The sequence below is a fragment of the Streptomyces sp. NRRL S-378 genome (genome assembly GCF_000720645.1).
Classification (GTDB): Bacteria; Actinomycetota; Actinomycetes; order Streptomycetales; family Streptomycetaceae; genus Streptomyces.
On sequence record NZ_JOBX01000004.1, the window covers coordinates 71,554 to 88,970 of the forward strand.

The 17,417-nt window shown below is 69.4% G+C and carries 14 protein-coding genes, 1 tRNA gene and 2 pseudogenes; 6 read left to right on the forward strand and 11 right to left on the reverse strand.

From position 1 onward, the window contains the following. Positions 1-12: 12 nt before the first annotated feature. Positions 13-86: transfer RNA gene (locus IH80_RS0104305), tRNA-Pro, on the forward strand. A 122-nt stretch (positions 87-208) separates the two neighbouring features. Here IH80_RS0104305 and IH80_RS0104310 read toward each other — a convergent pair. Further along, on the reverse strand, positions 209-1,192 hold the full coding sequence (locus tag IH80_RS0104310; RefSeq protein WP_030957815.1) for a hypothetical protein: 984 nt from the start codon (positions 1,190-1,192) through the stop codon (positions 209-211). A 380-nt stretch (positions 1,193-1,572) separates the two neighbouring features. On the opposite strand from IH80_RS0104310, the gene IH80_RS38820 reads away from it, so the two are divergent. Next, a complete protein-coding gene (locus IH80_RS38820) occupies positions 1,573-2,688 on the forward strand; it encodes a hypothetical protein (protein ID WP_234432119.1) in 1,116 nt (371 codons plus the stop codon). A 196-nt stretch (positions 2,689-2,884) separates the two neighbouring features. On the opposite strand, the gene IH80_RS0104320 is transcribed toward IH80_RS38820, so the two are convergent. After that, positions 2,885-3,724 carry a hypothetical protein gene (locus IH80_RS0104320; RefSeq protein WP_030957816.1) on the reverse strand — a complete coding sequence of 280 codons (840 nt, stop codon included), beginning with the start codon at positions 3,722-3,724 and terminating at the stop codon, positions 2,885-2,887. A gap of 192 nt (positions 3,725-3,916) precedes the next feature. Here IH80_RS0104320 and IH80_RS0104325 point away from each other — a divergent pair, with 192 nt between their 5' ends. After that, positions 3,917-5,320: an MGMT family protein gene (locus tag IH80_RS0104325; protein ID WP_030957817.1), complete on the forward strand. Its 1,404-nt coding sequence runs from the start codon at positions 3,917-3,919 to the stop codon at positions 5,318-5,320. A 33-nt stretch (positions 5,321-5,353) separates the two neighbouring features. Here the strand turns inward: IH80_RS0104325 and IH80_RS38825 are convergent. The 3 genes and pseudogenes from IH80_RS38825 to IH80_RS0104340 all read right to left on the reverse strand — a co-directional run bounded on the left by IH80_RS38825 (position 5,354) and on the right by IH80_RS0104340 (position 7,624). Beyond that, positions 5,354-6,867, reverse strand: a pseudogene (locus tag IH80_RS38825) (LacI family DNA-binding transcriptional regulator). A gap of 30 nt (positions 6,868-6,897) precedes the next feature. Continuing rightward, on the reverse strand, positions 6,898-7,248 hold the full coding sequence (locus IH80_RS0104335) for a helix-turn-helix domain-containing protein (RefSeq protein WP_037878849.1): 351 nt from the start codon (positions 7,246-7,248) through the stop codon (positions 6,898-6,900). 124 nt (positions 7,249-7,372) lie between these two features. Beyond that, the gene (locus tag IH80_RS0104340; RefSeq protein ID WP_030957819.1) at positions 7,373-7,624 is read right to left on the reverse strand and encodes a helix-turn-helix domain-containing protein; all 252 of its coding nucleotides are present in this window, start codon (positions 7,622-7,624) and stop codon (positions 7,373-7,375) included. 619 nt (positions 7,625-8,243) lie between these two features. Here IH80_RS0104340 and IH80_RS0104345 point away from each other — a divergent pair. The 3 genes and pseudogenes from IH80_RS0104345 to IH80_RS0104355 all read left to right on the forward strand — a co-directional run bounded on the left by IH80_RS0104345 (position 8,244) and on the right by IH80_RS0104355 (position 10,719). Continuing rightward, a complete protein-coding gene (locus IH80_RS0104345; RefSeq protein WP_030957820.1) occupies positions 8,244-9,167 on the forward strand; it encodes a hypothetical protein in 924 nt (307 codons plus the stop codon). Beyond that, positions 9,164-9,861: pseudogene (locus IH80_RS38830) on the forward strand (ATP-binding protein). The gene IH80_RS0104345 and the pseudogene IH80_RS38830 overlap by 4 nt, the downstream one beginning before the upstream one ends. A 93-nt stretch (positions 9,862-9,954) precedes the next feature. Beyond that, on the forward strand, positions 9,955-10,719 hold the full coding sequence (locus IH80_RS0104355; protein ID WP_030957821.1) for a DUF2637 domain-containing protein: 765 nt from the start codon (positions 9,955-9,957) through the stop codon (positions 10,717-10,719). Between the two features lie 445 nt (positions 10,720-11,164). Here IH80_RS0104355 and IH80_RS45665 read toward each other — a convergent pair whose 3' ends face one another. The 6 genes from IH80_RS45665 to IH80_RS0104385 form a co-directional block, all read right to left on the reverse strand. Next, positions 11,165-11,767, reverse strand: coding sequence for a hypothetical protein (locus tag IH80_RS45665; protein WP_234432120.1), 603 nt, complete (start codon positions 11,765-11,767; stop codon positions 11,165-11,167). Positions 11,768-12,153: 386 nt separating this feature from the next. After that, entirely contained in the window at positions 12,154-13,176 is a 1,023-nt protein-coding gene (locus tag IH80_RS0104365; protein WP_030957825.1) for a glycosyltransferase, read from the reverse strand. A gap of 1 nt (position 13,177) precedes the next feature. Then, positions 13,178-14,470 (reverse strand): serine--tRNA ligase, encoded by a 1,293-nt coding sequence (serS, locus tag IH80_RS0104370; RefSeq protein WP_030957827.1) that lies wholly within the window; start codon positions 14,468-14,470, stop codon positions 13,178-13,180. Beyond that, positions 14,463-15,179 (reverse strand): histidine phosphatase family protein, encoded by a 717-nt coding sequence (locus tag IH80_RS0104375; protein WP_030957829.1) that lies wholly within the window; start codon positions 15,177-15,179, stop codon positions 14,463-14,465. Before IH80_RS0104375 ends, serS begins: the two co-directional genes overlap by 8 nt. Further along, on the reverse strand, positions 15,176-16,102 hold the full coding sequence (locus IH80_RS0104380) for an aminoglycoside phosphotransferase family protein (protein ID WP_030957830.1): 927 nt from the start codon (positions 16,100-16,102) through the stop codon (positions 15,176-15,178). Before IH80_RS0104380 ends, IH80_RS0104375 begins: the two co-directional genes overlap by 4 nt. Continuing rightward, the gene (locus IH80_RS0104385; RefSeq protein WP_030957831.1) at positions 16,102-17,352 is read right to left on the reverse strand and encodes a methionine adenosyltransferase; all 1,251 of its coding nucleotides are present in this window, start codon (positions 17,350-17,352) and stop codon (positions 16,102-16,104) included. Before IH80_RS0104385 ends, IH80_RS0104380 begins: the two co-directional genes overlap by 1 nt. Positions 17,353-17,417 lie beyond the last annotated feature (65 nt).

The following is a 17,417-nucleotide window of genomic DNA, read 5'->3' on the forward strand; positions in this document are numbered from 1 at the left end:
CAGGGCGACGATCGGGGTGTAGCGCAGCTTGGCAGCGCGCTTCGTTCGGGACGAAGAGGTCGTGGGTTCAAATCCCGCCACCCCGACAGAGTAAGACCAGGTCAGGGGCCTGATCCGCATCGCGGATCAGGCCCCTGTTTGGCGTTTGCCCCTGTCTTGGGAGCCAACGGGGAGCCGGCCTCCGGATCCGGCTCCCACGGGGAGCCGGTCAGGCAGCGGCGCCGCCTTCCGGGGCAGTCGTGCGCGCACTCCTGTCGTCGAGGACGATCAACGCGGGGCCGTTCTCCTTCTCGGCCAGATGCGTCACGCGGTCGACCGCGAGAGCCGTCCTGCGGTAGACGGCTGCGGCGAGCGCCCACGTGGCCAGGTCCTGGCCGCCATCACCGGGCGACGTTGCGCCGCCCTCGTGTTCCCGGGTCACCTTCCACATCGTGGTGAGCACGGCGAGCAGGGACCTTCCCGAGAGGGATGCCTCGACCCGGCCGCCATCTGCGTCGTCAATCCGCTCGGGGAGCCGGAAGTGGGTGTGCCCGCTGGTGTGCTCTGCGATGAAGTCCCACGTCTCCCGGTGACAGATCAGCGTCGCGGAGGCGATCGCAGCAGCCGACAGGAGGCACTGCAGGTGGGCGCGCTGGTCATCCTGGTCGGCCTGAGCGGGGTCCTGGGCCGGCTCCGCGACGGGCGTCAGGTGCGGCCCGGTTTCCGGCTTTCCTGCCGTGTTCCCATGACCATGGGCATTGCGGACTTCTTCCAGCACGCGGGGTTCCTTCCCGTCGGATCGTTCGGTCAGCTCGGCCGGCTCTCCGAGTACCTCGGGCTCGGCTGGGTCCGGCCCAGCGGGCGGCTGCACAACGGACTCGGTGGTGGCCGGGGCGCCGGCAACCAAGGGGCTCGCCACCTGGGGCGGCAGCAGCGGCACCGCCTGGACGCCCTCTTCCAGCCGTCGGCTCAGGGCCTCCAGACCGCTCCGCGCCTCCGCCAGGTCGGTGAGCATCCGTTCCTGCCGCCGCCGGAGCTCGCGGTTCTCCTCACGCAGGCCCATCGTGCCTTGCGCCACTGCTTCGAGGACCTTCTGGCGTGTCTGGTCCACCGTCACGTAGAGCGCACTCAGGCCCGTAGCAGGATCCTCAAGTGTGCGCCGTATGACGTCGAGTTGACTGAGTGCCTTGTCCGTCTCGGCCCTCCGCCGCATGCAACCCCCTCTTCACTGTCGGTGATGACTCGCTCATCTCTCCCCGACGCCGTGTCAGCTAATGCGATGATTTCCAGCCGAATCACGATTCCGCTTGTGCGGGGCTGGCGCGGCCGGTACCACCGAGACCATGCACCGTTGGTCACCGCTCAACGATCGCCAGCTCGCCCTCCTGACTCGGATCAGTGAGGGCGTCGAACCCGTCTCGTCGGAAACCCCCGAACGCCCTCACCGCCCGAGCCCTGAAGGAGCGGGGGCACATCGCCATGCCCAAGGAGGGCGGGAGGTGGCGGGCAGAGATCACGGAGGTCGGGCGCTTCTACCTCCAGCACGGCCATCACCCCGACCGGCCTGAGCCGGCACCACGGAAGACCCGCCCGGTGACGACGCCCGGACCCAAGAAGGCTGAGTCCGACCGCGTCGAGGAGAAGGCCGCTGTGGAGAAGAAGCTCCCGGTACAGCACGTCGCCAGAGCACCACGGCCCTCTCCTACCGATATCGGACGGGCTCTGATCACCGAGGTGCAGCAGGCCGGCCGCTTCCTCCGAGTCCCCAACCCGGACGAGGCGGAGCGAGCCCGCTACCGAAGGGCATTCGACGCGGCTCGCCAGTGTGCGCCGGCCGGGTACCACCTGAAGTACAGCGGGCGGACCAAGGGGGACTTCTTCCTGGGGCTGCTCCGGGTGACTGGCGAGGACGACACGGAGTGGAACCGGATCCGTCTGGCACGCAGCCGTGTGATCACCGACGTGGACGACGCCCTCGCTGCGGTGACCGCGGACCATAGCGCCTTCGAGATCTCCGAGGGAGTCCTTCCTCGCGTGCTGTCCCTGCTCCGCCTCATCGCCGAGCAGGCCCTCCCTCTCCACGGGGAGATCGCGGTGTCCAAGAAGCGCAGGCAGCCAAGGCCACTGCTCACGATCCATGGCCGGACGTACGAGATCACCTTCAAGGAACGACAGAAACAGGTCCGGTACGTGCCCAAGCCGACGGGCCGCCGCACGTACGACTGGCAGCGAGTCGTCCCGGCGCAACGGTTCGAGCCGTCCGGGGAACTGGAGATGGTCCTCGCCCAGCAACAGGGTTACCAGTACGGCTGGAAGAAGGAGTGGGCGGACACCGAGAAGAAGCCGCTTGAGGACCAGATCGGTTCGGTACTCCGGGCGCTCAGGACCCGGGCCGATGAGCAGGAACGGGCCCGGCTGGAGCGGGAGGCCGAACAGCGTCGGCTCCAGGACGAGCGGGAACGGCAGCAAGTCGAGAACCGCCGACTGGAAGCCGAGAGGCAAGAGCGCGCCCAACGGGAGTGGGAGGCCGCGGTCGGCGTGGCTTCGATCAAGGCGGTGGACGCCGCTCGAGCCGAGCACTTCGGCACGGCGCTGGAACAGTGGCGAGCAGCAGGAGAGATCCGGACCTTCTGCACCGCGCTGGATGACGCCGCCGCCCAGACGGAGGACCCCATCGAGGCCGAGCGGCTCCGGCAGTGGTCGGCGTAGGGCAGGACGGAGGCCGACCGCCTGGACCCCACCTTGAACGGGAAGGGGCTCGGTGCCCGGAACTTCCACGCGGAGCCGACGGGGGACGACTTGCGACCGTTCCTCGACGGCTGGCACCCGAACCGCCCAGAGAAGGTGAAGCCACCGGCGGAGCCCGCACCGCCCAAGCCGGAGCCCGAGCGGTGGCGTGACGGTTTCAACGACGCACGTCAGGACCAAGGCTGGAGATATGGACCCCAAGGCCGCGCTCAATGGTGGAGGCGATGACGCCGTGCCCACGGTCCCGGAGCGCCTTCACCGCCTGCTCGACCAAATCGCCGAGTCGCAGCACCTCGGCGCGTAGGGCGACGAGCTCGTCGTAGCGCTCGGCCTTCTCCTCCCCACACCACTCCCGGACCGTACGCAAGGCGGCCGCTTCCGCGTCCAGCTTGCGGTCGTCCCGGCGGTGGTACGAGTGCCAGGAGGGCCGAGCGCGTTCCTCGTCCACGGCCTGCTGACGGCGGTCCACCTCCGGCAGGACCTCCTCGGCCAGCCGCTTGGCCACCTGCCGCGCGATCCGCTCGGCGACCGGCCAGCCGACCAGGCAGAGGCCGTTGCGGTCCTCGTGGACCATGCCGTCGCCGCGAAGGTCGGCGGGGTCCATCCCGACCAGTGGCGCCGTCTCGTCGAGGTGGCCGAGCTCCAGCACGCCCGCGTCCGCCACCGCCTTGCGTAGCCGCAGCCGCCCCTTGGGGCGGACGAGGCCCAGGATCATCCGGGCCGCCTCGAACTCGGCGCTCCCCCGTACCTCCCTCGACGCCTCGGCCAGGGCGAGCTCCGCCGTGTCATCCGCACGGAAGGCGTCGGCATCAGCCCAGAGCACGAGCAGACTGCCGGCGCTGACCCACTCCTGTAGTCCGGCCTCATCACCGTCGAGGAACCGCACGTGGATTCCTGACCTGCCGGAGGCGCCCACTCGGACGATCTCCACCTGGCGCAGGGCGCCGCCCAGTTCCTTCGGCTTGGCCCGATAGGCCCAGCACTCCCCGATCTCCATGCCTCCATTGAGCCAGGTCGACAGCGTCGCCGGATGCCCATCAACAAGATCTCGACGGCGAGCTGACTTCGGAGTCAGCCCCACCCAGTCCGTGATCTACCGGAAGCAACTGCCCTGGGGCGCGGCCCGCACGTAGGCTCGGGGCGGTCGGTGCGGGAGCGCCTGGCTGACGGACTGGGGCAGGGGGACAGCGTGGATCATCTCTTCACCGTCGAAGGGGCCTTGGCCGAACCCATCGCACCGACCGCGCTCGCAGCGGAGGGGCTCCTCGAACGACAGCACCTCCAGGAGTGGGTGATCGCGCACCCGCAGGTCCTCGGTGAGTCGGTGCTGGTCATCACCGCCGAGTTCGACCGGTGGGCCGACACGGACGGGGTGCCGGCGCGGGACCGACTGGACGTCCTGGGTCTGGATGCCACCGGGCGCCTCGTGGTGGTCGAGTTGAAGCGGGGAACGGCCGACCGGGACGTACACCTCCAGGCGATCACCTACGCCGCCCTGGTGTCCCGCTTCGACCTCGGCACCCTGGCCCAGGCGCACCGCGACTTCCTGAAGGGCAGGGGCCAGAGCCTCGAACTCGACGAGTGCCGGCAGCGCCTCCTAGACCACGTGGACGGGGACTGGAGTCCAGAGCTACTCCAGCGCCCCCGCCAAGTGATCATTGCGGCTGGCTTCCCCAAGCAGGTCACCCACACTGTCGTGTGGCTGTCGGAGATGAACCTCGACATCGACCTCATCGAGGTCGGCCTCTGGAAGGTCCAGGGGCAGCTCGTCGCCGGGTTCACAAAGGTCTATCCCACCCCGGAGGTCGAGGAGTTCACGCTCGCTCCGGCCCGTATCGAGGCCAAGGCCGCGGCCCAGAAACTGGAGGAACGCTCACGCGCCCGCAACGCCGTGCACGTTCTCGTCGACGCCGGCCTGCTGCCGGAAGGGGCTCGGCTTCGGCTGGTACCGAGGCACGGCGTACCGGAAGCCATCCGCGCGGACATCCGAGCCTGGGTGGATGAGGACGGCAGGCGCGCGAGCGTCACGTGGAGCAACAACACCGCCGAGCCATTGACCTGGGAAGCCGACGGCAAGTCGTACACGCCGACCGGGCTGGCCAACCACATCTTCATCAGCGTGACCGGCCGCAAGGCCGACGGGATACAGGGCACGACCTGGTGGGACGTCGATACCGACCATGTCCCGGACACCGTCGAGCCCGACGAGTGGTGGTCAGCGCTGGCGGGCACCAGTCTCGCGGCCCTGGCCAAGCAGCTCAGCGGTACCCGCAAGGACTGGTCGAGTCTGCACGCTCTCCTGGAAGCCATCCCGTCCGGGCGATGGACGACCTACGGGGACGTAGCGACTGTGATCGAGAGCCATGCCGTCCCCGTCGGCACTCACCTGGCCACCTGCGGCAAGTGCCCCAACGCCTGGCGGGTGCTCACCACGTCGGGAGGCGTCAGCTCCGGCTTCCAGTGGCCCGACCCGGCGCGCACAGAAACTCCCGCAGATGTCCTGGGCACCGAGGGCATCCACTTCGAGGCGGGCGCCGCCTCTCGGGAAACACGCCTGCCGCTGGACGACCTCCGGCGTCTCCTGCGCAACTGACGTGCTGCCGGGCGCGGCACGCGCCCCGTCCGGCTACCGTGCGGCCGATCGAGCTCGCAGAAGCGTGTCCAGCGCACGCACCGGGGACCTCGGGCTCATCGACAGGCGGGTATCGAGCGCTGCCTCCCACTGCTGGGTGAGGCCCGCGAGCAGGCGCTGGCGCATGCCCGGGGTGACGTGGGCATAGCGGGCGGAGACCGATCCGTCGATGTGGCCCATGCGCTCGTCCATGAGGACCTTCTCCGTGCCGAGGTCCTCCATGAGCGTGCGGTGGAAATGGCGCAGGCCGTGCGGGGTGAGGCCCCTGGCGATGGCCGTCCAGCAGGCGTCGGCGCGCCCCTGGGCGTTGCGGCCCCGGACCGGTATGCCCGGGAAGGGGTCGCCGAGGAGCGGAACGGGACGGGGCTCCTGCGGCGCCTTCTTCGGGTACCAGCCCGTGGTCGCCGGGTGGAAGAGCCAGGTCGCGAAGCCGTTGCGGCGCCAGTGGGCGGCATGTTCTGAGGGCGCACCACCGCGCACGAAGCCCAGCTCGGTGATGGCGAGTTCGACATGGGTACGGGTGGCCTCGCGCACGCGATCAGGGTGGTTCAGGACGTTGGACACCGTGCCCGTGGAGACGTCGGCGCGGCGGGCTACGTCGACCAGCTTCGCGCCCTGGTGGCCTCCAGTGCGGGCGGTGCCCTGGCCTTGGAAGACGTACGTCCTGCCATGGCACGGGCACGGCTTGGGCTTGGTACGGGCGACGTGGTCAGCCACGAGAGCCGAGAGCCAGCCGGGGGCGTCGATGGTGCGGTAGCTGTCGTCCTTAGGCGGGCAGCGGACCATCACACCCGAGTCGAGCTCGTACAGCTGCCACTCCACACGCACCGAGCCTCGGCGGGCGAACTCAGACTCCAGGCCAACGATTTCACCCCACCGCATGCCGGTGTACGCCTTCAGGATCACCGCGACGAACTCATCGTCCCGGCCGGACAGCAGGGCAGCCCGCTCGGCGATCAGGAGTGCGCCGAGCGCGTCCGTGACGACCTTCTCCGGGCCGCGGTCGGCGGAGCGACCGGCCCGCTTGCCCCTCCCTCGGCGCTTGGCGGCGGGGTTCGCGTCGATGAGTCCCTCGTCCACCGCGTCGGCGAGGATGAGGTGGAGCGTGGCCCGCCAGGTCTTGACGCTGGAGGCGGCGTAGGAGGCGCGTTCCTTCTTCTCCCACAGCGCGACGTCGGTACGGAGGATGCCGGCGAGGCCTTGTCCTCGAAGTCGGGGAGCAGGTGCTCCTCGATGTGGCGTCGGTAGTTCTGCATGGTGGACGCGGCCAGGTCCTGGGCCTCGTACCAGCGGCTCGCGTATTCGCCGAACGTCTCCTGGCCCAGTGACGGGTCACGTACGTCGCCGCGCCGGAAGCCGATCTCCGCCTCGTCGGCGGCCCGCTTGGCCTCCCGCTTGGTGGCGAACTTGACGGTCGCTCCGGTCGAGTCGACGACCGTGGTGTGCTTACTGGGCGCCGTCTTGTACCGGCCGCGCCAGTAGTTGCCGCGCTTCTCTGCGAAGCCCACTGTTCCCTCCCCTCTGGTTTTTGGGTCCGGCTACGCGGTGGCGTTGAAGCCGTCCTGGCAGGTGCGGCGGGGCGGGCGGGCACGGAGGCCGGCGGCCGGGCGGACAGACGTCGTCAGCGGTGGCAGCGGGCGTACGGCTCGTGTGCCGAGGCTTGGGGCGCTGGGCGGCCGTGTCTCGTAGAGCCGGACGATCTCGGCGACGTGCTCAGAGGTGAAGCGATAGGCGCGGCCGACCCGGGTGAAGGGGATGAGGGCGCGGCTGGCCCGGTCCTTGACCCACCAGGCGGAGCAGCCGAGGGCTTCGGCTATCTCCTCCGGGCGGTAGAGCCGGAGGAGGGCTGGTGCGGTGGGGTGGGCCGGGGGAACAGGCGATTGGTGCAAGGCGGATCCTCGTCTGGCGCGGCAGGCAAGCCGGCGCCGTGGCGGCGGTTCAGGAGTGGGCGGGAGATTGCGCTACGAGAGCCCGGGCGGAGGCGCTGGCACGCCGTCGGCCCGGGGAGTGCTGCTACGAGGCCTGCTGGAGCAGGGCGAGCGGGGAGACCCCCAGTGCGGCTGCGATGGCGACGAGGTCATCGACGTCACAGCGGCGCCGCGTGCGCTCGATGCGGGAGAGCATCGTGTTGGTCATGGGGCGGCCGAGCGCGGTCACTCGGTCGGCGAGCTCGCGCTGGGCGAAGCCTCGCACAATGCGCAGGTTCTCAATGGCGGTGGCGGTCCGTTCTCCGGCAGGGCCGATTTCCGTAGGACGTCGGGGCATGCACCTGTTGTAGCTCTGGATCCCGGGCTTCGGAAACCCCGGATTGGGATGTATAGCCCTCGCGACCGACTTTCGCGCTCGACGAAATATCGACGGGCCGAACCCAGGATGGATTCGCAAGCAAACCGCCACACCCAATGATCCGCACAGACCTGCTGGTCACGGCTGTCCGACGCCTGCGGGGGCGGCAACGTATGCGAGGACCGCGCCCCGGTCAAGGGTTTCAGGCAACGTTCCCCTTCACGCCGCTATTCGCCGCCGACTCTTTGGCCATTCCCGAATCGGGCCCTATCGTCAACGAAAACCGCGACGGCGATTTCGGCTGGTGCTGTTCCGTAGCCGGAATCGCTGGACTTGCGCGCGCCGGGTGTGGCTATGTTGGCCACGACCGATGAGGGAATACGAAACGGCCCCCGGCGTGCCAACGCCGAGGGCCGATGAGTCCCCTACCGAACCGCCCACTCCTGAACGATCGAGTCGGTGGTGGCGGGCTGCCAGGCCCTGCCGCCGCCGGGTGAGGAACGTAGATGCCCCACAGTACGGCCCAGGCGGCCGTCGACAGACCCCTGCCCACCTTGCGCACCTCGTCCGCGCCCGGCGCGAAGGCGAGGCGATAGGCATGGCACGCATCCGCACCATCAAGCCGGAAGCCTTCAGCTCCGAATCGCTGGCCGCCGTCAGCGTCACCGCAGAGCGGACGTTCTTCGGTCTGCTCACCCAGGCCGACGATCACGGGCGCTTCCGCGACCAGACGGCCGTCATCGCCGGCTTGCTGTGGTCCCTGCGCCCCGACCACGGCCCCGTCGAGGTCGAAGACGACCTCAACCAGCTCGCCATGGCCGACCTGATCTGCCGGTACGAGGGCGAGGACGGCAAGCGGTACCTGCACATCGTCACCTTCGCCAGGCACCAGAAGATCAACCGCCCCAGCGGCGTCCGCCACCCGGCCTGTCCCCACCACCACGACGGCGGCCCGATGCCCACGCCCTCACTGCTGGCTCACGGAGGGCTCCGTGAGGACTCCATGCGTGCTCACGCACCCCTCGGTGAGGATTCGCCGGAGCGGCGCGACTCCTCACCGAATCGGATTCCCGCAGGTCAGAGCGGATTCACTGAGCCCTCTGTGAGGGTGCAGGGAGGTCTCCGCGAGTCGTCCGTGAGCCCTCACTCTCCGGATCTAGGACCTAGGATCAGGGATCTAGGATCAACTCCGTTGGGGGGCGCGAGCGCCCCCGCACCCGAGGCTGTCTCGACCCAGCAGATGGTCGCCGAGTACGCCGCCGCGTGCCCCAACCGCCCGCCCAGCGCGGTGCTGGGCCAGCTCGCCCGATCTGTCGCAAAGCTCCTCGATGACGGCATCGCCTCCGCCCACATCCGCACCGGACTGGTCCGGCTGCGGGAGAAGGCCCTGCACCCGAGCGTGCTGCCCAGCCTGGTCAACGAGGCTATGAACCCGGCGCAGAAGCAGGTTCCCGGTCGCCACGCTCACCAGACCTACGCCAACCCGGCCGACGCCGAAGCCGCGTACGGAGGCGCCCTGTGACCACTACGACCCGCGAACCACAGCGTGCCGGGATCCTGGCGGCCCGCCTGAACGCGATCCTCGCCGCCCGGGGCATCGACCCCGACACCGCCCCCGCACAGCCCGCGTCTGAGCCCGTGAACGCACTGGAGCTGGCCGACCGGCGTATCCCGCCCCGCTACCGCGAGGCCACCGCCACCGACCCCGGCGTGCAGGCCTGGACCGCCGAGGTCACGCGCATGGGCCGGGCCGGCCCCGGCGGCACCTGCGGGATCTCGTGCGGGCCCTCGCTGCTGATCGTCGGCCCTACTGGCACCGGCAAGACCCACCAGGCATACGGCGCGGTCCGCTCGCTGCTCATCGCCGGGGTCCGGCTCCGCTGGCAGGCGGTCACCTCCGCCGACCTGCACGCCCAGCTCCGGCCCCGCCCTGGGCACGACGCCGAACGGGAGATCCAGGACCTGGGCCGGTGCCCGCTGCTGATCCTGGATGACCTCGGCGCGGCCAAACAGTCGGAGTGGACCGAGGAGCTGACGTACCGGCTGATCAACCGCCGCTACACCGAGATGCTCCCCACGCTCATCACCACCAACCTCCCCACCCAGGCCCTGCGCGACGCCGTCGGCACCGCGTCGCCTCCCGTCTGGCCGAGATGACCGACCGGGTCATCCTCAGCGGCACCGACCGCCGCCGGTCCGCCCCGCGCGCCTCCTGACTGGCGCGGGCGACCCCAGCACCTCCGCCCCCTTCACGCCGCCCTCCAGCGCCCGCGCCCAAGGCGCGGTGGAGGGCTCTCTGGAGACCGCGCTTGACCTCACACGCGTACGCGTCCCTCCCCCGCACCACGGTGTGGGACCGGGCCGCGATCTTCACCCTCGGCGCCGCCGGATGCGCACTCTCCTACGACGCGCTCCAGCAGATGGCTGTCGCCATCCACGTCCGCGGGCACCTGACGTACCTCTTCCCGCTGGTGATCGACGGCTTCATCGCCTACGGCGTCCGCGCCCTCCTCGTCCTGCGCACCGCGCCCTTCCGCGCCCGCTTGTACGCATGGACTCTCTTCGGCACCGCCACGACCGCCAGCATCTGGGCCAATGCCCTTCATGCGATCCGCCTCAACCAACTCACCCTGCCCAGCGGCGGCCTACGGCTGGGCGACACCACCGTCGGCATCCTCTCCACCCTCGCCCCGCTCGCCCTCGCCGGCGCCGTGCACCTCCACATCCTCATCACGCGCCAGCCGGACCACACCGTCCAGCCACCTACCGCCCAGGGCGCGGAACCGGATCCGCCGACAGCAACGCCTGCTCCGGCCAGCCCGCCAGCCGAGCAACACGTGCAGCAGGCACGGCCTCGGGCCCGCATCGGGCGCCCTCCCGATGCGGAACTAGACGAATTGCTGAATCTGGTCCGCCCCATCGTCGCGGAGCACCGAAGGCCGACCCGTGACCTGGTCCGAGGGATCATCCGGGACGCCGACCTCGGCATCAGCGGGCTGCGCCTCACCGAGCTGATGCACGCCTTGCGCGAGGACCACACCGCCGCCGAGGCACCCCGGACTGACCCCAAGTGACCCAAAGTCTCCGCAGCTCACAGCCCCGCACAGACCGGACCAAGGTGGGGACCAATCTTTCCGGCCACACACCCCCGTCCGGGTCCCTCGTGCCGACCGGAACGCCTCATACGGCGACCCACAGCCCTCTCAGACGGCCCAGACCGCCCGGCCAGGACCACGGACTCTCACCTCACACCCAGACCACCACTACGCCAGAAGCCGCAAGGGCACTCATCCCACGGAAGACGAGCACCAGCGGAGCAAGTTATCGGCCAAGACACTCTTCCCCGTCGGGGAAGGTGCCTTCGCCAGAGCCCGCCCCAGGGGTGGCGGGCCCGGACCAGCGCCGGGGGGCACTGGTCCGGGAGGCAGCGACCGAGGGCGGACCGCAGCCAGAGTCCTCCTCCAGCCGCGGCCTCGCTGCCGCTCGTGACGTGAAGCCAACAACTTCCGTGCCACCCGTCTACCGACGGGCCTCGTCCTCCATGAGGCACGTGACTGTCGGCCAAGGCACACGCAGCTCACCGAAGAGACTCCAGTAGTCGAACGCAGCACGCACCATGGCGCTGACGCCCATGCGCGCGTCGTTCGGGGCGATGGCGCCGATGACCCGCCGAGTGATTCCCCCCGCTCCGCGCGCTGCCGGAGTGATTCCGTGGCCGAGGAGGAGTGTGGCAGTGCGGATAGCGTCGAGCGTCGTCGGCGGTGCCGACTGGGCGAAGCGACCGTAGACGAGGTCGTACCAGTGTTTCCGGGTACGTGCCCAGGCGAGGCGTTCCAACCCGGTGCCGAGGTCCACGGCCAGGCGGTCCGGGTGGTCGGTGTTCCACAGGAGGACGATGTCGCCGAGGGTGAGGTCCAGATGGCGGAAGCGCAGGGTTAGTCCTTCGACCCCGTTTCGGCGCCAGGGGATGAGAGTGCCGTAGATGCTCAGGTGCCGAGCGTGGAAGCCGAGTCGGGAGAGGACGGTCAGCCAGCCGTCGAGGATGGCTCCGTACTCGTCCAGGTCCTTGATGGGTTGGACTCGGGAGACATTGACGAAGGAGGTCAGGAATCCCTCGGCCAAGAAGCCCCTGGCGTCGCGTTGGCCTGTGAAGCGGACGACTGGCTGGGGGAGGAATCCACTCCGATAGGTGCGGGGCTCGCCCTCCTTTAGGAGGGGGTCGAGGGCCTGGACCGCTGAGATGGTCAGTTCGGTCTCGCGGCCCCATCGGAGGGGAAGGCAGGCGTCACGAGGGGCGCCGTTGCCCGCGAACCCGTGCTGCAGACCGTCCAGCAGCTCGCGCCACAAGGGTGGTCGACGCGGCGGGCTGTAGGGGGTGCCTCGGTGCGGGTGTTGGATCTGGATGCGGGAGCCGTCGGCGGTGAACTCCCAGTGGGGACCTAACGCCGCGCGGAGCACAACGGGTATCCGCAAGGCCAGGGCGTCTCCGGCCACACTGCTTGCCCCAGTCAGCACGATCGGACTGCCATCGCCGAGAAGTGCCGCGCAGGGTCGAAGCGCCGCAGGCCGATCTCTTGGACCTGACCGTGGTCGAGGTCCTCCGCCTGCTCGATGGCGCGTGCCAGTCGGCGGGCCGCTGTCTCGTCGTCCTCATCGGGATCGGCCACGCTGATCGCGCCGGTCTGGTCGCAGAGGGCGGCCTCGGCACAGGTTCCGGTGCGCCATGTGAGGGCGGCCATCGGGGTGCCGGCGCGGAGGGATTCGCCGAAGACAGCGGCGCCGGCCTCCACGTAGGTGCGGGCGTAGGTATAAACGAAGACGGACGCATCGCGGATGGCGGCGGTCTTGGCGGGGCCACCGAGTTCGCCAACCCACTTGACGTGGTCCGCACTGAAGAGCCGGTCGTGGCGTCGTACATAGCCCTCGTCGAAGACCGGTCCGACGATCCGGATCCGGCGGCCGAGTATCTGGGCAGCGCGTACGGCGATGTGCGGCGCCTTCTCCTCGTCGATCCGGCCGAGCCACACGAGGTCGGTACCGGCGACCGCCGGCGGCTCCTCCTCGTTGAGGCCGAGGTGGACGGCGAGCTCGGGGATCGGCTGGTGGTTCGCGTACCGCTCGATCATCTCGGGCGAGTAGCAGTAGAGCCGTGACCGCTCGCCGTCGAAGGCGGTGGCGGCGTGCTGGAAGACCGGCGAGTGCTGGAACGTTGCGACGTCGCAGCCCAGCTGGTTCCAGGTGCGGGTCCAGGCGGGCAGCGAGGGGTACTCGTGCCCGACGACCAGGAGGTCGTATCGGGCGCCACGGAGCTCGCGCTCGGCGAGCGATCCAGCGGTGACGTCCTCCAGACGGACCGGCTTACGGACCCAGTCGTTCTCCAGGTCCGTGAGCCAGCCCGGCCCCAGGAGGTGTACGTCGGCGCCTGCGGCCCGGGCGCCTACGGCGACCGCCCACAGCCATCGTTCGATCCCGCCGTACCCGGCGGGTGGAAAGGCGTAGCTACCAGGGAAGTCGCAGACGCCGACGAGCACGTTATGCCTCCGGTGTTCCGTCCGCCGAGATCCGGCGGAAGCCGAGGTACGGGAAGAGAGATTCGGGAAGGACGAGGGAGCCGTCCTGCTGCTGGCACTGCTCGAGGAGCGCGGCCACGGTGCGGCCGATGGGCAGGCCGGAGCCGTTGAGGGTGGCGACGAGCTGGGGCTTGCCGTCCTCGCCTCGGGTGCGGATGTTCGCGCGACGGGCCTGGAAAGTGCCGAAGTTCGAGATCGAGGAGATCTCGCGGTACGTGTTCTGGCTCGGGATCCAGACCTCGATGTCGTACGTGAGCTGAGCGGAGAAGCCCGTGTCGCCTGCCGCCAGCTTGACGACGCGGTACGCGAGGCCGAGCTCCTTCAGGCACGCCTCGGCGTGGCCGACCATCGTCTCCAGCGTGGCGTCCGCGTCCGCCGGGTCGACCATCTGGACGATCTCGACCTTGGCGAACTGGTGCTGGCGGATCAGGCCCCGGGTGTCACGACCGTACGAGCCCGCCTCGGACCGGAAGCACGGCGTGTGCGCGGTCAGGGACAGCGGCAGGTCGGCCGGCGGGATGATCTCGTCGGCATAGAGGTTGGTCAGCGGTACCTCGGCCGTCGGAATGAGGAACAGCTCACGGTCGGCTACGCCGGTCTTGAACAGGTCCTCCTCGAACTTCGGCAGCTGTCCGGTGCCGGTCATCGTCTTGCGGCTGACCAGGTACGGAACCGCGTGCTCGACGTACCCGTGCCGGCGGGTGTGGATGTCGAGGAAGAGCGTCGCCAGGGCGCGCTCCAGGGCCGCGCCCGCCCCGCGGGAGACGACGAACCGGGGGCCCGACAGCTTGGTCGCCCGCGCGAAGTCGAGCATGCCGGTGCTCTCGCCGAGGTCGACGTGGTCCTTCGGCTCGAAGGAGAAGGCCGGCGGGGTGCCGACACGGCGGACCTCGACCGCGAACTCGTCGGAGTCGCCGTCCGGGGCCGCGTCGTCCGGCAGGTTCGGGATGGTCAGGAGCAGCTCGGTCAGCTTCTCCTGCACCTGCTCCTGCTCGGCGTCGATGTCCCGGATCTGGTCCTTCAGCTCGCGGGCACGCTCCTTCAGCTTGGAGATGTCGCCGCCCTGCTTGGCCGTCTGCTGGACCTCGCTCGCCACCCGCTTGGCCTCCGCCCGCAGCTCGTCGGCTGAGCGGATGCTCTGGTTGCGCCGGGACTGGAGGTCTTCCAGCCGGGACAGGTCCAGGGAGTAACCGCGACGAGCGAGCCGACGAACTGCTTCGGCACCCATTTCAATCAGGGCGCGGGCGTCATGCATGAGGAAGATCCTTTTTATCCAGCGAGTGGGATGGGGATACCGCATCGACGGTAGCAACCGTCGACCCCTCACTGATCCGCAATATCGTCGAGTCAGCATCGGTGGCTGATTCGTGGTGAACGCGCGTATCAAGATCGTCCAACAGTGCCGTGATGAGGATGGGGAGCTCGTCATCGGGTATGGCGACCGGCTCGACGTACGGGGCCTCCGGGAAGAACAGCGGCATGGGGTCGTCTGGCGAGCGGTCCCGGTGCCAGAGCAGTACGGAGACGAGCAGACCGTGGCTGACGAGCACACGGGGACCGGGGTGCTCCAGGGCGGCGAGGACCCCGGAGAGCATCCTCCGGATGCCCTCGCACTGGGATTCTGCGGAACCGGGTGGACGCTGCCCCGCACCGTGAGTGTCGAGCCAGACCGCGTATTCGAGGAACGGGCTGCCCTCGAATTCCCCGTAGTCGAGTTCGTTCAGCCGGCCATCGACAACCAGCGTGGCCGCGGGAACGCCCATCAGAAGAGAAGTCGTCTGCTTGGCTCGCGGGAATTCGCTGGTCAGCCACGTGGACACGGAGTGTAAGGGGAGGATGGTCCAGGCACGGCTCAGTGACTGCCGGCCTTCCTCGTTGAGGTGGATGTGCTTGGTCGGGTCGCCATTGACGAGGTACCGCTTGCTGTAGTTCGTCTGGCCGTGGCGAACGATGTAGGTGGTCACGTTCCGCTCCGTGGAGTTGATGCCGAGAGGTCGGAGAGCACTTCCGCCATCTGCGGTGCTCTCGGGTCGTCGGTCTCCAGGCAGAAGAGGAGACCGTCGAGGGCGAGCAGGCGGCACCAGGGCGCGAGTACGGGGATGGGGATCCGGGAGATGCGTGAGGCAGTGGTCAGCCGCTCCCCGGTCCCGCGGGCGAGGTCGTAGTAGACGGTCCAGAACGCCCAGTCGAACGCCGGGTCACCCACCATGGGGAGCGGGTCGATCAGGCGCGGGTGCGCCAGCCAGTCGAAGGGCACGTTCTCCCGGTACAGGTCCGCGTGCAGGACCGTCACCCGGCTCGGGTCTTCCTCAAGGTCGGTGAGTGCCGGGAAAGTGGCGTCAACGAGAGGGCGCCAGGCGCCGGTGTCGAGCGCGTGCTCCCGTCGCCGGATCCGGGGGAAGACTTCCCCGTTGAGGTAGGTGGCGAGCCGGGGGAAGTCGTTCGGTCGGTTTCTGCGCCGCCCGAGGGTGTGGAGTCCCTGGAGGGCAGCGGCGACCATCGGCGTCTCACGCGTCGGCCGATCCGCTCCCCCGGGCTGCCCCCCTACGAGTTCGAGGGCGGCCACAGCCAGATCGTCCGCAGCCTCCAAGACGTCTGCCGTGGGTCCACCGGCCCACAGGCGCAGAGCGTCCACCTCGTGGCGGTACCGGTCGGGGTCGACCCAGGCTTTGAGGAGCAGCGGACGCCCGTCGAGGTCGGTCGCCGTGGCGATCACCGAGGCGTGTCCGGCGTCGAAGTAGTCCCCGAACGAGAGCTTCCAGCGTTCCGCAGCCACCGCTAGCAGGCCCGGGGCTGCATCGAGCCAGCCCTCGGCTCCGTTGCCGTAGTGCGCGAGCAAGCGCCGCCGGCAGCCTGCGGGGATCTCTCCGAGCGTCCGCTTCAGCATCAGCTCAGCACGATCCCGTCGGAGACGAGTTCGTCCGTGAGGGCCGGGAACTCGGTGAGGATCTCCGCGACCAGGGCCTGCACCTTGTCGACCTCGGCGTCGGGAGCGGAGAGGCGGACGAGGATGCGCCAGGGCTCATCGAGCCGCTGCCCGGTGGTGCTCACGAGGTGCACCTCCGCGTGGCCCGCGGTCGCCTCGTGAAGCCGGGAGGCCAGCCGCTGCGCGGCGATGTTGTAGAGCTTGCCGACGTGGTAGACGGGGTTCTTGCCGTTCGCCCCCTCCAGGTTCATCGGCCGCAGCGGCGTGATGAGACCGTTCACACGGTTGCCTCGGCCGACGACGCCCTCGTCACCGGACTCGATGGAGCTGCCGGTGTACGTCAGGTACAGCTCGTCCTTCTCCGGCACGTCCCGGGCGTTCAGACGGAAGCGGGTCTCCGCCCCGGACATCCGGAGGGCGGCGAGCCGGTGGCACTCGGCCAGAACGCTCTCCGAGTTGCGGACGTACTCCGCCCGGCTGGCGACATGGCGCGACTTCTGAGGGACGCACAGCACGACGTCCGCCCGGTCTCCGTCCCAGTAGCCCATGAGCTTGACGTCGGAGCCGCACCAGGCGTGGGCGAGCGTGAAGTCACTCTCGCCGGAGAAGTGATCCACCAGCTCGCGGACGAACGACTCGAACGGGTTCTCCGGCGCCCAGCCCGTCCCGAGGGACGTGTCATTGGACAGCCGCACCCGCCGCTCGCGGAGATCGTCGATGGAGCGCGGGTTGAACCAGCGGGTGCGGTCCGGCACTCCGTCACCGGTGAGGACGGCGCCCGGGCTGGAGTTGCTGGTGATGTTGAACGTGATGTCGAGGTGGTTCGACACCTCGGGGAGCCGTTCGGCGAAGAAGGCCCCGACCTCGGCCTCGACGATCTCCTTGACGGGGATCCGTTCCCCGCCGCACATGGGCGCGGCTCGCCCGTTGACCAGGACGCGGACGGGGGACGTCATCCCGCCGGCGCCGTAGCGGACCTCGCTGGCCCCACCGAGGAGGGCGAGCTTGTCGAAGTTGTGGTGCAGGACGGCACCGAAGTGCTGAACGGTGTAGTGGCTGTAAGCGCGGGACAGCCGCTCGGCGAGGTGGTCTGCCAGGGTGTCCGGGTGGCCGAGGCCCTTGCGCTCCACGATGGTCGTCGCGTCCGGAGTGGCCCTGCCGGTCTCGATGACGAGGTGGCTATTTCCGATGGTCGTGCTTGTACGAGGCATCACGAACTCCCGTTCAGGGGGACATAAGGAAATGTGCGCAGGGCGTCAGCACGCCCGGATGAGCG

Excerpts from the sequence above, each read along its gene's own strand:
- IH80_RS0104310 (WP_030957815.1), bottom strand. The coding sequence starts at position 1,192 with ATGCGGCGGAGGGCCGAGACGGACAAGGCACTCAGTCAACTCGACGTC.
- IH80_RS0104320 (WP_030957816.1), bottom strand. The coding sequence starts at position 3,724 with ATGGAGATCGGGGAGTGCTGGGCCTATCGGGCCAAGCCGAAGGAACTG.
- IH80_RS0104340 (WP_030957819.1), bottom strand. The coding sequence starts at position 7,624 with ATGCCCCGACGTCCTACGGAAATCGGCCCTGCCGGAGAACGGACCGCC.
- IH80_RS0104345 (WP_030957820.1), top strand. The coding sequence starts at position 8,244 with ATGGCACGCATCCGCACCATCAAGCCGGAAGCCTTCAGCTCCGAATCG.
- serS (WP_030957827.1), bottom strand. The coding sequence starts at position 14,470 with ATGCATGACGCCCGCGCCCTGATTGAAATGGGTGCCGAAGCAGTTCGT.
- IH80_RS0104380 (WP_030957830.1), bottom strand. The coding sequence starts at position 16,102 with ATGCTGAAGCGGACGCTCGGAGAGATCCCCGCAGGCTGCCGGCGGCGC.
- IH80_RS0104385 (WP_030957831.1), bottom strand. The coding sequence starts at position 17,352 with ATGCCTCGTACAAGCACGACCATCGGAAATAGCCACCTCGTCATCGAG.